Here is a 14,615-nt window from a genome sequence, read left to right as displayed (position 1 = left end):
GCAATGATCGACGGTGCGGATGCGATCGCCTATTGTGACGCTGTGAGTTTCGAGGACCGCCTCCCCCATGCGCCGTAGACTGCCCTCGCTCAACGCTCTGCGGGTTTTCGAGGCGGCGGCGCGCAAGCTCAGCTTTTCGGCAGCGGCGGACGAGCTGAATGTCACGCAAGGGGCCGTGTCGCGCCAGATCAAGACGCTGGAGGCGGAAATCGGCGTGCCGCTTTTCGTCCGCCATGTGCGGCGGATCGCGCTGACAGCCGACGGTGCCGACCTCTACCCCGGCGTGCGCGGCGCACTGGACGAGCTGGAGCGCAGCGTCGCGCGAGTGGAAAAGCGCAAGGCCAGCGGCGTTCTGACCGTGTCGGCGCTGCCCACCTTTGCCATGAGCTGGCTGATGCCCCGGCTGGAGGACTTTTCCACGCGCAACCCCACCATCGAGGTGCATCTGGCCACCTCCATCGGCGCCGTGAACTTTTCGCGCGACGAGGTGGACCTTGCGATCCGCGTCGGCCGGATCGACGCCTCGGACGACCCCGACGCGCCGCGGATCGACCTCAAGATGATCGAGGACAGCGACAGCCTCAGATCGGAACGGCTGATGGTGGACGAGCTGGTCCCTGTCGCCGCGCCCGACTTCTTTACGGGGGCAGCGCCCGTAAAGCCGGAAGACCTGCTCGCCTACCCGCTGATCCACAACGCCACCCGCGGCAACGCCTGGCAGGACTATTTCAACGCGGCCGGCCTCACCGTGACAATCACACCGGAAGAACCGAAATTCGGCCATTATTTCATGGTGATGGCGGCAGCGAGGCGCGGCGATGGCGTGGCCGTCATCCCGCGCGTTCTGGTGGAAGAGGACATTGCCTCCGGCCGCCTCGTTCCGGCCATCGCCCACACCGTGCGCAGCGCCGGCAGCTACTATCTCCTCGGGCGCGAGCATCAGTGGGATTTCCCGATGATAAAGGCGTTTCGGGAATGGATCGCAGCGCAGGCAGCCCCCTACGAGACGGCAGAAAAAGACCGGCAACGGCTGAAATAAGCGCCACTTGTGCCCGCTTTATGGGCAACTCCATACATGACTAAAAATCATGCGTTGCGGCTCATTAATGAGTTGTCGGCTCATCAAGACCGCTTCTAACCTTTGTCACTGTGCAATCAGCGCCACCGTCGAAACCGGGCGACAGCCATCGTCGCCGGACCATCCGATCACCAAGAGGCCATTTCCTTGCCGCCAGCAGATGCAACCACCGCTCCCGCCAACATCCGCCTTGCGGTCGCAGGGCTGGGGGCCATCGGCCTTCAGGTGGTGGAGGCCGTCCAGTCGGGGAGCCTGCCGGGCTTCGAGATCGGCGCCGTGTCTGCCCGCAACATCGAAGGCGCCAGGGCAAAGCTTGCTGCCATCGGCCCGAACATCCCGGTCGTCGCCATCGGCAAACTCGAGCCCTACGCCGACATTGTGGTCGAGTGCGCCCCTGCGGCCTTGTTCGGCGAGATCGTCCGCCCCTTCGTCGAGAACGGCAAGAAGGCGGTCGTGCTCTCCATCGGCGCGCTTTTGACCAACGGCGACCTCATCGCGCTTGCCGATGAAAAGGGCGGGCAGATCATCGCCCCATCCGGCGCGCTGCTGGCGCTGGATGCCGTCACCGCTGCCGCGGAAGGCACGATTCACTCCATCAAGATGACCACGCGCAAGCCCGTGAAGGGTCTCGTCGGTGCGCCCTACCTGGTGGAACACGACATCGACCTTTCCACGGCCACCGGCCCCGTCAAAGTGTTCTCCGGGTCGGCGCGCGAGGCGGCCAAGGGGTTTCCCGCCAACCTCAACGTGGGGGCTGCGCTGGCGCTCGCCGGCATCGGGCCTGACCGCACCACCATCGAGATCTGGGCCGACCCCGCGTTGACGCGCAACACCCATTCCATCGAGGTGGATTCAGACAGCGCCAGCTTCTCGATGGCGATCGAGAACATCCCCAGCGACAACCCGAAGACCGGCCGCATCACCGCACTCTCCGTGCTGGCGGCCCTGCGCAAGATGACCGCCCCCTTGCGCGTCGGCACCTGACGCCCGGCCGCTCTGCGGCCGCAACACGCGCTTCCCCATCTTTTTCCCGCCGAGAGGAATCTGCCAATGAAGCTTTCCGCCCCCCTCACCGCAACGCTTGGCCGCTCGCTCGCGGTCGGTGCATTCGCCGCCATCGCCGCCGTCCCGGCCCATGCGCAGGACACCACGGTCTCCATGACCGTCGAGGCCAGCGCCATCCCCGCCTTCATCGCCGACGACCGCGGCTTCTTCGGCGACCTCGATGTCGAGGTCTCCAAGGTCGGTTACGATCAGGTGCAGGCGCTGCTGGTCGCCGGTGACACCGACATTGCGTGGATGTCCCCCATCGAGACGGTCCAGTTCGTCTCCGAAGGGTCGGATTTCCGCTACTTCTCCACCGCCGGCGCGCAGAACATGTACAACGGCATCGTCGTGCAGGCCGACAACGCTGACGAATACCCGGACGTGATGAGCCTTGAGGGCAAGCGCCTCGGCATTCCGGGCTTCGGCACCGGCACCTGGGCGACCTTCCGCGCCTTCTCCCGCGCCTACTACGGCGTCGAAGACCCCACCACGGTGTTCGACGTGGTGACGGCATCGTCCGGCGCGCTCCTCGCGCTGGTGGAGCGCGGCCAGGTGGATGCGGCGCTCCTGTTCTCCGGCTCGTCGGCCGCGGCCCGCTCGCTGCCGCAGTTCAAAACCATCTTCTCGTTCACCGAGGCGATGCAGGAAAATGCAGGCCAGCCTATGGTCATCAACGGCGCCGTCGCCACTGCATCGTGGCTGAAGGAAAACCCCGAGACCGCTGCCAAGATCGTCAAGGGCCTCGACGACGCCACCAAGTGGATCGGCGAGAACACGGCAGCCTTCGAGGACGGCGGCGAGTATGCCGACCTTGCGCGCGATGCCGGCTGGCTGGCCGGCCCCGAGACCGCGCAGACCGTGCTGACCCTCATCAAGGACGGCAAGTGGTACCTCACCTCTGACGCCTATACGCCCGAATGGATCGGCGCGATCTACACGCTGCTGGAAGAGGGCAAGTTCCTCGAAACGCTGCCCGAACAGGACGCTGCGTTTCTGGCTCCCGGCACCCTGCCTGCAGCCCAGTAAGGCACGCCGGAGACGATGATGAAGCCCATGTCCAGATCCCGCCGCCTTATCTTGAACGCCGCGCCCGTCGCGCTGTTCATCGGGATCTGGTGGTTTGTCACCAACTTCGTCCTCGTCCAGGCCCGCCTCTATCCTCCGCCGCTCGCCGTGGCGGAGGAGATCGTGCGGATCTTCTCCAACGAAGGCCCGCTCGGAGAACCCTACACCCACGCCGCCGCGACGTTCTTCCGGCTCATCCTCTCGTGGGGCATCGCGTTCGTCATCGGCACGCTCCTTGGCGTCCTCGCCGGGCGCAAGCGGCTGGTGTTCGACTTCTTCGCCAACCCGGTCTGGATCGCGATGGCGGTGCCGTCCGTCGTCTGGGTGTTCATCTTCTTGGTGCTGTTCGGGATCGACAACATCGTCCCCATCTCGGCGCTGGTGCTGCTCCTCTCGGCGCCCGTCTTCCTCGGCACCGCCGAGGGCGTGCGCGCCGTCCCGTCCGACCTCATCGAGATGTGCGACAGCTACAAGATCGGCCCCTGGCAGCGCCTCACGCATTTCTTCCTGCCGTGCATCGCGCCCTACATGGTCGCCAATGCGCGCGTCTCCTTCGCGCTCGGCATCCGCATCGTCCTGATTGCCGAGGTGATCGGGCTCCCCAATGGCATCGGCATCCTCGTCGCCTACTGGTCCGACACCCTCTACATGGCGCCGATCGTCGCCTGGGGCATCATCCTCATGGCCGCCGGCATGGCGATCGACCACCTGGTGTTCGGCCCGCTCCAGCGCCGCATCCGCCGCGAATCCGTCGCGTGACCGTCCGCACAAGCCCAAGGTTCTGGTGAATGACCCCCAAAGTATCCCTTGAGGACATCGACCTCTCCTTCCCCGGTGCGGAAGGCACGAAGGTCATTTACGACAAGTTCAACCTTGCCATCGAGGAAGGCTCGTTCACCGTCCTTCTCGGTCCGTCCGGCTGCGGCAAGTCCACGCTCCTCAACATCATCAATGGCCTGCTGGAACCGACCGCGGCGAAGGGCATCGTCATCGACGGCGAAGACCTGCGCAACAAGCCCGACCTTTCGCGCCAGATGGCCTACGTTTTCCAGGGCCCGCGCCTCCTGCGCTGGAAAACCCTGGCACAGAACGCCGAATTCGGCCTGCGCGGCCTCGGCGTCCAGCCCAGGGCGACGTGGCCGGCGCTGATCGAGAAATATTTTACCGCCGTGGGCCTGCGCGATTCCATGCACCAGTACCCGCACCAGGTGTCGGGCGGGATGCGGCAGCGCGCGGCAATCGTGCGCGCCTGGGTCAACGAGCCGCAAATCCTGCTGATGGACGAGCCGTTCTCCCACCTCGACGAGATCACCGCCGCCGAGATGCGCCGCCTCCTCATCAAGCTGTGGCAGAGCGAAGAGAAGCGCCGCACCATCGTCTTCGTCACGCACGACATTTCCGAGGCCGCGCAGCTTGCCACCGACATCGTGATGCTGACGCCCGCGTCCTCCTCCATCTGCCTGCGCCGCAAGGTGGATCTGCCCTGGCCGCGCCGGATGGAGGACGACGCCGTCATCGACCTCGAAAAAGAACTCCGCCACGCGTTCGCCGAGCGCGCCGGCATCAGCTTCTGACCGCCATGACCCGCATCACCGCCTACGCGGCGCAGATCTCCTCGCTCCTCGTCATCGTCGCCATCTGGTGGGTCGCGTCCGGCATTGTCGACAGCCGCGCGCTGCCCTCGCCGGCCGCCGTGTTCGACACGCTGTTCGGCCTCATCGGCAGCGGCGAGGCGTTCCAGCCGCTGCTGGCAACCCTCGGCCGCACCGTGATGGGCTTTCTGCTCGGCATCGTTCTCGGCACCGCATACGGCATTGCAGCCAACCTCTCGCGCACCTTCGACGAGCTGACGAGATGGCTGTTGCAGATCACCATCTTCACGCCGACGCTGATCCTCATCTTCCTGTTTTTGATCTCGCTGGGGCGCACCAACACCACGGTCATCATCCTGATCGGCCTCGTGATCCTCCCCGTCGTCGGCACCTACATCCGCGATGCGATGTCGGACTTCGACGAAGAGCTGACCGGCATGGCCCGCTCGTTCAAGGCGACGCTCGCCCAGCGGGTGAAAGACGTGTACCTCCCCTTTCTCATCCCGCCACTTCTGGCTGCGGGGCGCATCGGGTTCACGTTGTCGTGGAAAGTCGCGTTCCTGTCGGAGATTTTCGGCTTTCCCGGCGGCATCGGCTGGCAGGTGAAGACGAGTTACGACATTTACAACATCGTCTCGCTGCTGGCGTGGCTGATGCTGTTCATCTTCGTGCTTCTTGCCGCCGAACAGTTGATGCGCCTTGCCGAGAAAACCATCGTAAAATGGTGACGGTCCGCCGTTCGCCAGCACACCACACCGCCCCGGAAAGACCCTGATGACGTTCCAGCCGCTGTTCCACCTCGCCTTCCACGTCGACGACCTTGCGGCCGCGACCCACTTTTACGGCGACCTTCTTGGCTGCAAGAAGGGCCGCAGCACCGACACGTGGGTCGACTTCAACTTCTTCGGCCACCAGATCTCGCTCCACCAGGGCGATCCGTTCGAGGCGAAGGCCACCGGCAAGGTCGGCAACCACATGGTGCCGATGCCGCATCTGGGCGCCGTCCTCCCGCTGGACACATGGAAGGCCGTTGCCGGGCGCCTCACCGAGGCCGGCGTCGATTTCGTGATCCCGCCCACCGTGCGCTTCGAGGGTGAACCCGGCGAGCAGTGGACGATGTTCTTCCACGACCCCGCCGGCAACCCCATCGAGATCAAGGGCTTTGCCAGCGAAAACGCCGTCTGGGCCGCATGAGCGCGCTGATCCCGTTCATCACCACCGGGTCGCCCGAGCGGGCGGCGCTATGGCGTCAGAAGGTGGCGGACAGGCTTCCCGGCCATCAGGTGGTGGCACCGGAGGACATGTCCGACGCGGATGCGGCCGCCGCCCGCGTTGCCATTGTCGGCAACCCGGACCCGGAAACGCTGGCGCGCTTCACGGGGCTTGAGTGGGTGCAGAGCGTCTGGGCCGGCGTCGACAAGCTGATCGGCCGGCTGCCGGAAGACCTGCGGATTGCGCGGCTGGTGGACCCGGTCCTGGCTGAAACGATGGCCGAGGGCGTGCTTGCCCACACGCTCTACCTCCACCGCCACGTGCCGGCCTACCTCGCCCAGCAGCGCCAGCGTGTGTGGCGCCCGCTCGACCACCCGCGCGCCAGCGCCCGCACGGTCGCCATTCTCGGCCTCGGCGAACTTGGCCGTGCCGCAGCAGCCGTCCTGACCGCGGCCGGCTTTCGCGTGACCGGCTGGTCCCGCTCGCCGCGTGAGGTTCCGGGTGTCACCTGTTTCAGCGGCGCCGATGCGCTGCCTGAAGTGGTGGCGGGCGCCGACATCATCGTCGTCCTCCTGCCGCTCACCGATGCAACCCGCGGGATGCTGGACGCCGACATGCTCGCCCACTGCCGCCCCGGCGCCGGCATCATCAACGTCGCCCGCGGCCCGATCATCGACCGCGACGCTCTGATGGCAGCGCTCGACGACGGGCGCCTCGGCCATGCCGTGCTCGACGTGTTCGACGTTGAACCCCTGCCCGCCGACGACGCGATGTGGGACCATCCCGCCATCACGATGATGCCCCATGTTGCCGCGATAACGGATATGGACAGCGCCAGCCAGATTGTCGCGGACAACCTCTCCGCCTATTTCGAGACCGGCCAAATGCCGACGACGATCGACGCCGCACGCGGCTACTGAGCCTGCGGCCCTCCGCCGGGAGACACCGCGGAGGGCCTGGGAATCCAGAAAATTCAAGGCCGGTCACATGACCATTTGTCTGCCAATTCAACGGTAACGCTTGAGAGCGGTCTGGATGCACTGTAGCGTCTGCTTCGACGCTGCAAATTTGCGCACGGCCCGATTGCGTCTGATCGGCTGTTCAGCAACCATCATTCTAGGAGGCTAACACCAGCGCCATCCCTTCTGCCGACCGGCAGAATCCGCGCGCATCCTGCAGTCCGTTATCTGCCAAAAAACGATAATACGCACGCCAACGAGCGTGCTTACCGGAGGAAACAGCGAATGAATTCTACGCCCAAAAACCGTGCGATGGCCGTCCTGCGCACCCTCAGCCGCCGCACCCTGCTGGCCGCTGGCGTTGCATCCGTGGCGCTCGTCGCCGCTGCCGGCGCTCCGTCCTATGCGCAGGACGTGAAGACCCTCGCCTTCGTCGTCAACGTCCCTGCCGATTTCTGGAAGTTTGCGCGCGTCGGCACCGAAAAGGCCGATGGCGAACTCGATAACTACCAGGTCGAGTTCTACATTCCGGGCGAAATGTCCGCTGCGGCACAGAAGAAGATCATGGAAGATCTTCTCGCCAAGGGCGTCGACGGCATCGCCATCAGCCCGGTGAACCCCGACGATTCCACCGACATCCTCAACGAAGTCGCTTCCAAGGCCGTCCTCTTCACCCATGACGCCGACGCGCCCAACTCCGACCGCGTCATGTACATCGGCACCGACAACGTGGCCGCTGGCCGCCAGGCGGGCGAGCTGATGAAGAAGGCCCTGCCCGATGGCGGCACCGCAATGCTGTTCGTCGGCACCATGGACGCAGCCAACGCACGCGAGCGCTCGCAGGGCATCAAGGAAGCCATCGAAGGCACGGACATCGAGATCATCGACATCCGCACCGACGGCGGCGACCAGACCAAGGCAAAGGCCAACGCCGAAGACACCCTGTCGAAGTACCCGGACATCGACCTTCTGGTCGGCCTGTGGGCCTACAACACGCCGCAGATCTACAATGCGGTGAAGGCAGCGGGCAAAGCCGGCCAGGTCAAGATCGTCGGCTTCGACGAAGACCAGCAGACCCTCAAGGGCATCGTCGCCGGTGACATCCTCGGCACCGTCGTCCAGCAGCCTTACGAGTTCGGCTACCAGTCGATCATCAAGATGGCCAAGTACATCGACGGCGACAAATCCGTCGTGCCCGCCGACGAACTCGACATCGTGCCGACGAAGATCATCGATTCGTCGAACGTCAAAGAGTTCATCGAGCAGGTGCGCGCCATCCTCGGCAACTGATCCAGCCACCTTCGTGTAAGCAGTACTTGTGAAGTCGCCGCCGGGACATTCATTGTCCCGGCGGTCTTCAAAGGATCGGATATGCCTGAACCTCTGCTCGAGCTGCGCTCGGTCACCAAGATCTATCCGGGCGTGACTGCGCTCGACGATGTGAGCGTGGCGCTGATGCCAGGCGAAATTCTCGGCCTCATCGGCGAGAACGGCGCTGGCAAGTCCACCCTGATGAAAACCCTGGGGGGGATCGTCGCCCCCACCGCAGGCCAGATCGTGATCGACGGCGTCTCGCACGACCGTCTCACCGTGCCCGCGGCCACCGCGGCCGGGATCGCGTTCGTCCACCAGGAACTCAACCTCTTCGACAATCTCAGCATTGCCGCCAACGTCTATATCGGCCGCGAGCCGCGCTTTGGCGGGCCGCTGCGCCTCATCGACACGCGCGCCCTCAACGCCAAGGTCGCCCCGCTGCTGGAGCGTCTCGGCCTCGACGTGCGCCCGTCCGATTCGCTGGCAACCCTCTCCATCGCCCAGTGCCAGATGGTGGAGATCGCCAAGGCGCTGTCGCTGGACGCGCGCGTCATCATCATGGACGAGCCCACCTCCAGCCTCACCCTGAAGGAGACCGACCGTCTTCTGGAGGTGATGAGCGAACTGCGCGCGGCCGGCGTCTCGATCATCTACATCTCCCACCGGCTGGACGAGGTGAAGACCTCGGCGGACCGCGTGGTCGCGCTGCGCGACGGCAAGCGCGTCGGCGAACTCACCGGCGAGGGCATCACCCACGACGCGATGATCCGCCTGATGATCGGGCGCGACCTCAAATCCGTCTACATTCCGCCCAAGACCGAGCCCCGCGATTCGGGCGTCGTCATCGACAAGCTGGTCACCACCGCCCACCCGGGCAAGGAAGTCTCGTTTGCCTTCCGCCGCGGCGAGATTGTCGGCCTTGCGGGCCTCATCGGCTCAGGTCGCACCGAGCTTGCCCACGCCATCTTCGGCGTCGAGCCTGCGGTCTCCGGCCGCGTCCTTCTGGATGGCGAGCCGTTTGTGGCCAAGGCTGCCAGCGACGCCATCGACAAGGGCATCTATCTCGCGCCCGAAGACCGCAAACGCGCCGGTCTCCTTCTCGACCTGCCCATCGACCAGAACATAACGCTGGCCGATCTTGGCGCCTACTCCACGCGCGGCTTGCCCAACCGCAAGGCCGAACGGGAGGCCGCCGACAAGCAGGTCGCCTCCCTGTCCATCAAGACACCCAGCACCGGCACCCACGCCGTCAACCTGTCCGGCGGCAACCAGCAGAAGGTGGTTCTGGGCAAGTGGCTCTCCATGCGGCCGAACGCCGTGATCTTCGACGAGCCGACCCGCGGGATCGACGTGGGCGCCAAGAGCGAAATCTACGCCATCATGCGGGCGCTTGCCGACAGCGGTGTCGCGATCCTGATGATTTCCAGCGATATGGAGGAGGTCATCGGCGTCAGCGACCGGATTGCGGTGATGCACGAGGGCCGGATCAGCGGCCTCATCGAGCGGCCGGACTTTACCGAACACAATGTCATGCTTCTGGCCGTCGGCGGAACGATAGAGAAAAGAGCGCCCGAGAATGCTTAGAAAAGAAATCGGCCTGTTCATCCTGATCCTGGTGACGGGCACTGTTACCGCGCTCATCAATCCCCAGTTCATCTCCACCATCAACCTCATCAACCTTGCCAACCAGATCGGCCTGTTCGGCCTTCTGGCGCTGGGCCTTGGCGTGGTCATCGTCACCGGCGGCATCGACCTTTCGGTCGGCTCCATGCTGGCGCTGCTGGGCGTGATCTTCCTCGACCTTCTGGTCAATTACGGCCTCCCCTGGCCCGCCGTCTTCGTCATCGTCGTGTTCTTCGGGATGGTGCTGGGGTCGATCCACGGGGTGCTGATCTCGCGACTGAACCTCCAACCATTCGTCGTCACCTTGTGCGGCCTCCTCATCTACCGCGGCATCGCGCGCTACTACACCGCGGACGCCACGGAAGGTTTCGGCTATGCCGGCGGCTACGAGACGCTGGAATGGCTGACCTCGGGTCGCACCAACGGCATCCCGCACACGTTCATCTTCTTCATTCTGGTGGCGCTGGTGATGGCGGTTCTCCTGCACAAGTCGGTGCTGGGGCGGTACATCTTCGCCGTCGGCAAGAACGAGGAAGCGGCGCGCTTTTCGGGCATTCCCACCAAGGCCGTCATTGTGGCGACCTACGCGATTTCCGGCATCCTTGCCGGCATCTCGACGGTGTTCTTCGTGTTCTACACGCAGTCGGTTTCGCCCTCGGCGCACGGCAACTTCTATGAGCTTTACGCCATTGCCGCGGCGGTGCTGGGCGGGTGTTCGCTGCGCGGCGGCGAAGGTTCCATTCTGGGCATCGCGCTTGGCGTCGTGCTCCTTCAGGTGCTGCAGAACCTCGTCAACATGCTCGGCATTCCAAGCTCGCTGAACTTTGCCGTGATGGGTGCCGTCATCCTCCTCGGCGTCATTGTCGACGGGCAGCTCCAGAAGAGCTCGCGGGTTCGCTGACCGCAGCGGGCGGTGCCACCTGCGGCGCCGCCCGCCCGCAAACGCTGAAAGATCCTCATGCGACAGAACTCATCCCATCCAAGCCTCAACGGCCGGAACGTGCTCATCACCGGCGGTGGCTCCGGCATTGGCGCGGCCCACGTGGAAGCGTTCTGCGCGCAGGGCGCCAACGTCACCTTCTTCGACATCGACACGGCCGCCTCAGCGGCGCTGGTGGAGCGGCTGGAAAGCGCAGGCGGCACGGTACCCGTGTTCCAGAACGTCGATCTCACCGACATTGCGGCGCTGCGCGATGCGATCGACACGGCAAGCGCGCGGCACGGCACAATCGACGTGCTCGTCAACAACGCTGCCAACGATACCCGCCACAAGTTCAGCGAGATCGAGGACGCCTACTTCGACGACCGCGTTGCGGTGAACCTCAAGCATCTGGTGTTTGCCGCACAGGCGGTGGCGCCCGGCATGGCAGCCAAGGGCGGCGGCGTGATCATCAACACCGGGTCCATCACCTGGCACGCCGGGTTTGGCGGCCTTCCCCTCTACGCCATGGCCAAGGCAGGCATCGAAGGGCTGACCCGTGCCCTCGCCCGCGATCTCGGGCCGGACAACATCCGCGTCAACTGCATCATTCCGGGCTGGGTGATGACGGAACGCCAGCTCGCCCACTGGGTCGACGACGCAGCCCGCGCGCGGATCAAGGAGATGCAGTGCCTGCCGGGCTACGTTTTGCCGGAGGATTGCGCGCACATGGCCACCTGGCTCGCATCGGATGACAGCCGGATGATCTCCAGCCAGATTTTCGTCGTCGACGGCGGCTGGATCTAGGCTCCGGATCCAATCAGCAGCGCGACCTTTGCCCCGACAAGCTCGCCAATTTTGATTGTACCAAATTTTTTTGCGCGCGATCTGATCCATCCGCCGTGCCGGCCCGTATCTGTTTTCAACAACACGAGCGCTCACCGCGTAAGTGCACCGAAAACCGAATAGGAGTTCGCCATGAAAATGTTTATGACCGCAGTTGCTTTCGTCGGTATCAGCAGCCTGTCGTTTGCGCAGTCCCCCGAAACCCCCTCAGTCACCGCTGTCGACCAGCCCGTCGTCAACGGCGTGGTCAGCGCAAGCAGCGTGTCCGCACCAAAAAATGGCTGGCTGGTGGTCCACCGCACCGGCGCGGACATGAAGCCCGGCCCCGTGGTGGGCCATGCCCCTCTGCGCGCCGGCATGACCGAGGACGTGGCCGCCATCCTGACCGAGCCTGTCGCGTCCGGTGACATGCTCATGCTGATGGTGCACAGCGAAGACGGCGGCACCAAGACCGGCGTGTTCGAGTACACGCTGGGCGCCAAGGAAGACGGCCCGATCCGGCTTGACGGCAATCTGGTGATGACCACCATCACCGCCCAGTAACAACATTTCTTGACGCGGCCGCATCGCAAGCGGCCGCGTCAACCCTTTGGATTGACGCCCGGGCCGGCGGTTTGCGCCGCGGCGCCATAGGCTTCCACCGCTTCCAGCAATTCCGTGCATTCCGCATCGTCGATGCCGAGCGCCGCAAACTGGCGCACGATGTTGGCAAGATATTCCTTGCTGGTGCCCAGAAACCCGGTGCCGTGAGCGATGTAGTGGATCTGCTCGGCGCGGGTCAGTGCCGGGTCGATCTGTTCGGCCGCATGATCGGCCACGAAGGTGAGCGCGGACACCGTCTCGCCATCCAGCCTCGCCGTCACGAATGTCGGGATATAGCCGGGGCCCACCATTTCGCGGCGCCACAGGACTTCGGTCTCGGTGTCGATCTCGCTTCGTGCAATGCGGAAGGCGAGGCCCTCACAGCAATCCCCCCGGTCGAGCGCTGCCATCATGCCCGGATTGTCGACCGTCCCGCGCGCGCCCCAGACATCCTTTAGCACGAAGCGGCGGGCATATCCGTCGACCGTCGCGCGGCGCACCTCGGAAAAGTGAAACGCCGGGTCCCACATCAGCGATCCGTAGCCGAACACCCAGAGGTCTCCGCCGCCATGCGCCGCCAGCGTTTGCGTGCGGGAGTGTTCGCGCACCGCATCGGAGTGCAGGAGATCCAGCACCCAGGCAAGCTCGGGCCTGGTTGCAAACACCGAGCCGACGCTGGTCGTGCGAAAGAACGATTCGTGCGTGGCAGTGATCTTGTCCCGAAGTTCGGGGTGGTGGGAGAACGGGTCGTTGCTCACTGGCATGGGGCGTCCAAGGTTGGCGCCGGGTAGCGCTCTGTCTTCATTCCCCCCGCCATAGCAGATGCGTGCCACATGATCCGCGCGGGTGCGCCTGCCGCGTGCCCGGTCAGCGTGCAACCCAGATGCGCGTCGTTGCGGCCGGCGCGGCCTTGCACGGACGTCCGCCTTGCGGCACCAGTCGGCCAGGCGCGCATTGATGCAGCCACAGGACAGCATGAAACGAGGCCACCCTTGAGCGACACGCACGAGCTTGAGACCGCCGACGTTGTGGTGGTGGGCGCAGGGCTTGCCGGCCTCAGCGCGGCCCACACCCTCAAGGATCACCGCGTGGTGGTGCTGGAAGCATCAGGCCGGGTGGGTGGTCGCGTCCATTCCGAACAGCGCGGCGACTACTGGCTGAACTTCGGCGCGCACCTTTTCGGCAGCGACGAGACGCCGGCCGGCGCGCTTGCCCGCTCACTCAAGCTGCCGCTCGCGGACATTCCGGGGCACCGTTTCGGCATCGGCATGAATGGCAAGGTGGTTGCCGGCGGTCTGGCCGAGACCTTTCCACTACGGCTGCCGCTGTCGCTGGGCGACCGCATCTCGTTCGCGCGGCTCGGGCTCCGGCTGCGCAAGGGCGTTGCAGAGCTGCGCAAGGTGCAGGCGCGGCGGGACGGCGAGGCGGTGGACGCATTTCGCGCACGGCAGCTTTCATTCGAGAACAGCCGCACGCTCGGCGATTTCGCCGGCCGCCTGACACCAACGGTGCGCGACATGCTTGCCACCATCACCCAGCGCACCGCCGCCGACCCCGCCACCATGGCCGCCGGGTACGGGATGACGTCGTTTGCGCAGGTGTGGAGCCCCTACTCGTTCGCCCGCAACCTTTCCGGTGGCTCGGCCCAACTGCCGCTGGCGCTGGCGGCCGGGCTGGCCGATGTGCGGCTGAATGCGCCGGTGGAGCGGGTGAGCGCCGAGGGCGACCGCGTCACCGTCACCTACCGGATGGACGGCGCGCAACGCACCATCGTTGCCCGGCAGGCGCTCATTGCAGCGCCAGCCAACGTGGCGGCAGATATTGCGGCTGGCATTCCGGCAGAGACCACGGCAGCGCTGAAGGCGGTGCGTTATGGCGCGTTCCTGTCGGTCGCGCTTCTCACCGGCGAGCCCGGTCCGATGCCGTGGGACAACAAGTATGCGATCGCGACGCCGGGGCTCTCCTTCGGTGTGCTGTTCAACATGGCAAGCACCACCCGCACCGGGCCGCGCCAGCCGGGCGGCAGCCTGATGCTGTTTCGCGGCGGACCGGATGCGGCCCGCATGATGGACCTTGCAGACAACGAGATCGTCGAGCCGATGCTGGCCGACCTTGCCGCCCTCTACCCCGAAACGCGGGGGATCGTGCGCGAGGCTGTGGTGCAGCGCTGGCCGCAGGGCGCGCCTTACGGCTTCGTGGGCCGGGCCGCGCTGCAGGAGGCACTCTCGCGTCCCTCCGGCCCGATCCACCTTGCCGGAGACTATATGGAGTTTCCCTGCATGGATGCCGCGATTGCCACGGGCACCGAGGCCAGCCGCCGCATTGCGGCAGCGCTCGGCAGCGGACAGACGCTGGCGGCCTGAGCTGCCAGCGCCCGG

The 14,615-nt window shown here is 65.3% G+C and carries 15 protein-coding genes; 14 read left to right on the top strand and 1 reads right to left on the bottom strand.

Going from position 1 to position 14,615, the window contains the following annotated elements; translation table 11 throughout:
• Positions 1-67: 67 nt before the first annotated feature.
• From gcvA to RDV64_RS15195, 13 genes are all read left to right on the top strand, one after another.
• Entirely contained in the window at positions 68-1,039 is a 972-nt protein-coding gene (gene gcvA, locus RDV64_RS15255; RefSeq protein ID WP_309195776.1) for a transcriptional regulator GcvA, read from the top strand.
• 186 nt (positions 1,040-1,225) lie between these two features.
• Positions 1,226-2,062, top strand: coding sequence for an aspartate dehydrogenase (locus RDV64_RS15250; RefSeq protein ID WP_309195775.1), 837 nt, complete (start codon positions 1,226-1,228; stop codon positions 2,060-2,062).
• A 66-nt stretch (positions 2,063-2,128) separates the two neighbouring features.
• Positions 2,129-3,151 (top strand): ABC transporter substrate-binding protein, encoded by a 1,023-nt coding sequence (locus RDV64_RS15245; RefSeq protein WP_309195774.1) that lies wholly within the window; start codon positions 2,129-2,131, stop codon positions 3,149-3,151.
• 27 nt (positions 3,152-3,178) lie between these two features.
• A complete protein-coding gene (locus RDV64_RS15240; protein WP_309195773.1) occupies positions 3,179-3,949 on the top strand; it encodes an ABC transporter permease subunit in 771 nt (256 codons plus the stop codon).
• Positions 3,950-3,978: 29 nt separating this feature from the next.
• The gene (locus RDV64_RS15235; protein WP_309195772.1) at positions 3,979-4,764 is read left to right on the top strand and encodes an ATP-binding cassette domain-containing protein; all 786 of its coding nucleotides are present in this window, start codon (positions 3,979-3,981) and stop codon (positions 4,762-4,764) included.
• A 5-nt stretch (positions 4,765-4,769) separates the two neighbouring features.
• A complete protein-coding gene (locus tag RDV64_RS15230; protein ID WP_309195771.1) occupies positions 4,770-5,510 on the top strand; it encodes an ABC transporter permease subunit in 741 nt (246 codons plus the stop codon).
• 46 nt (positions 5,511-5,556) lie between these two features.
• The gene (locus RDV64_RS15225) at positions 5,557-5,976 is read left to right on the top strand and encodes a VOC family protein (protein ID WP_309195770.1); all 420 of its coding nucleotides are present in this window, start codon (positions 5,557-5,559) and stop codon (positions 5,974-5,976) included.
• Positions 5,973-6,914, top strand: a complete 942-nt coding sequence (locus tag RDV64_RS15220) for a glyoxylate/hydroxypyruvate reductase A (RefSeq protein ID WP_309195769.1) — start codon at positions 5,973-5,975, stop codon at positions 6,912-6,914. Before RDV64_RS15225 ends, RDV64_RS15220 begins: the two co-directional genes overlap by 4 nt.
• Before the next feature lie 324 nt (positions 6,915-7,238).
• Positions 7,239-8,243, top strand: a complete 1,005-nt coding sequence (locus tag RDV64_RS15215; RefSeq protein ID WP_375143754.1) for a sugar-binding protein — start codon at positions 7,239-7,241, stop codon at positions 8,241-8,243.
• An 81-nt stretch (positions 8,244-8,324) separates the two neighbouring features.
• The gene (locus tag RDV64_RS15210) at positions 8,325-9,851 is read left to right on the top strand and encodes a sugar ABC transporter ATP-binding protein (protein ID WP_309195768.1); all 1,527 of its coding nucleotides are present in this window, start codon (positions 8,325-8,327) and stop codon (positions 9,849-9,851) included.
• Complete coding sequence (locus RDV64_RS15205) at positions 9,844-10,791, top strand: ABC transporter permease (protein ID WP_309195767.1); 948 nt, start codon at positions 9,844-9,846, stop codon at positions 10,789-10,791. Before RDV64_RS15210 ends, RDV64_RS15205 begins: the two co-directional genes overlap by 8 nt.
• A gap of 57 nt (positions 10,792-10,848) precedes the next feature.
• Complete coding sequence (locus tag RDV64_RS15200; protein ID WP_309195766.1) at positions 10,849-11,616, top strand: SDR family NAD(P)-dependent oxidoreductase; 768 nt, start codon at positions 10,849-10,851, stop codon at positions 11,614-11,616.
• 183 nt (positions 11,617-11,799) lie between these two features.
• Positions 11,800-12,198 carry a hypothetical protein gene (locus RDV64_RS15195; protein WP_309195765.1) on the top strand — a complete coding sequence of 133 codons (399 nt, stop codon included), beginning with the start codon at positions 11,800-11,802 and terminating at the stop codon, positions 12,196-12,198.
• A 38-nt stretch (positions 12,199-12,236) separates the two neighbouring features.
• Here RDV64_RS15195 and RDV64_RS15190 read toward each other — a convergent pair whose 3' ends face one another.
• On the bottom strand, positions 12,237-13,001 hold the full coding sequence (locus tag RDV64_RS15190; protein WP_309195764.1) for a gamma-glutamylcyclotransferase: 765 nt from the start codon (positions 12,999-13,001) through the stop codon (positions 12,237-12,239).
• Positions 13,002-13,229: 228 nt separating this feature from the next.
• Here RDV64_RS15190 and RDV64_RS15185 point away from each other — a divergent pair, with 228 nt between their 5' ends.
• Entirely contained in the window at positions 13,230-14,600 is a 1,371-nt protein-coding gene (locus RDV64_RS15185; protein ID WP_309195763.1) for an NAD(P)/FAD-dependent oxidoreductase, read from the top strand.
• Positions 14,601-14,615 lie beyond the last annotated feature (15 nt).

Source organism: Acuticoccus sp. MNP-M23, assembly GCF_031195445.1.
GTDB lineage: Bacteria > Pseudomonadota > Alphaproteobacteria > Rhizobiales > Amorphaceae > Acuticoccus.
This window is presented reverse-complemented; position numbering and strand designations above follow the sequence as displayed.

Coding starts and splice junctions, on each gene's coding strand:
- RDV64_RS15245 (WP_309195774.1), top strand. CDS start 2,129: ATGAAGCTTTCCGCCCCCCTCACCGCAACGCTTGGCCGCTCGCTCGCG.
- RDV64_RS15205 (WP_309195767.1), top strand. CDS start 9,844: ATGCTTAGAAAAGAAATCGGCCTGTTCATCCTGATCCTGGTGACGGGC.
- RDV64_RS15240 (WP_309195773.1), top strand. CDS start 3,179: ATGTCCAGATCCCGCCGCCTTATCTTGAACGCCGCGCCCGTCGCGCTG.
- RDV64_RS15210 (WP_309195768.1), top strand. CDS start 8,325: ATGCCTGAACCTCTGCTCGAGCTGCGCTCGGTCACCAAGATCTATCCG.
- RDV64_RS15190 (WP_309195764.1), bottom strand. CDS start 13,001: ATGCCAGTGAGCAACGACCCGTTCTCCCACCACCCCGAACTTCGGGAC.
- RDV64_RS15225 (WP_309195770.1), top strand. CDS start 5,557: ATGACGTTCCAGCCGCTGTTCCACCTCGCCTTCCACGTCGACGACCTT.
- gcvA (WP_309195776.1), top strand. CDS start 68: ATGCGCCGTAGACTGCCCTCGCTCAACGCTCTGCGGGTTTTCGAGGCG.
- RDV64_RS15215 (WP_375143754.1), top strand. CDS start 7,239: ATGAATTCTACGCCCAAAAACCGTGCGATGGCCGTCCTGCGCACCCTC.
- RDV64_RS15220 (WP_309195769.1), top strand. CDS start 5,973: ATGAGCGCGCTGATCCCGTTCATCACCACCGGGTCGCCCGAGCGGGCG.
- RDV64_RS15230 (WP_309195771.1), top strand. CDS start 4,770: ATGACCCGCATCACCGCCTACGCGGCGCAGATCTCCTCGCTCCTCGTC.
- RDV64_RS15195 (WP_309195765.1), top strand. CDS start 11,800: ATGACCGCAGTTGCTTTCGTCGGTATCAGCAGCCTGTCGTTTGCGCAG.
- RDV64_RS15200 (WP_309195766.1), top strand. CDS start 10,849: ATGCGACAGAACTCATCCCATCCAAGCCTCAACGGCCGGAACGTGCTC.
- RDV64_RS15235 (WP_309195772.1), top strand. CDS start 3,979: ATGACCCCCAAAGTATCCCTTGAGGACATCGACCTCTCCTTCCCCGGT.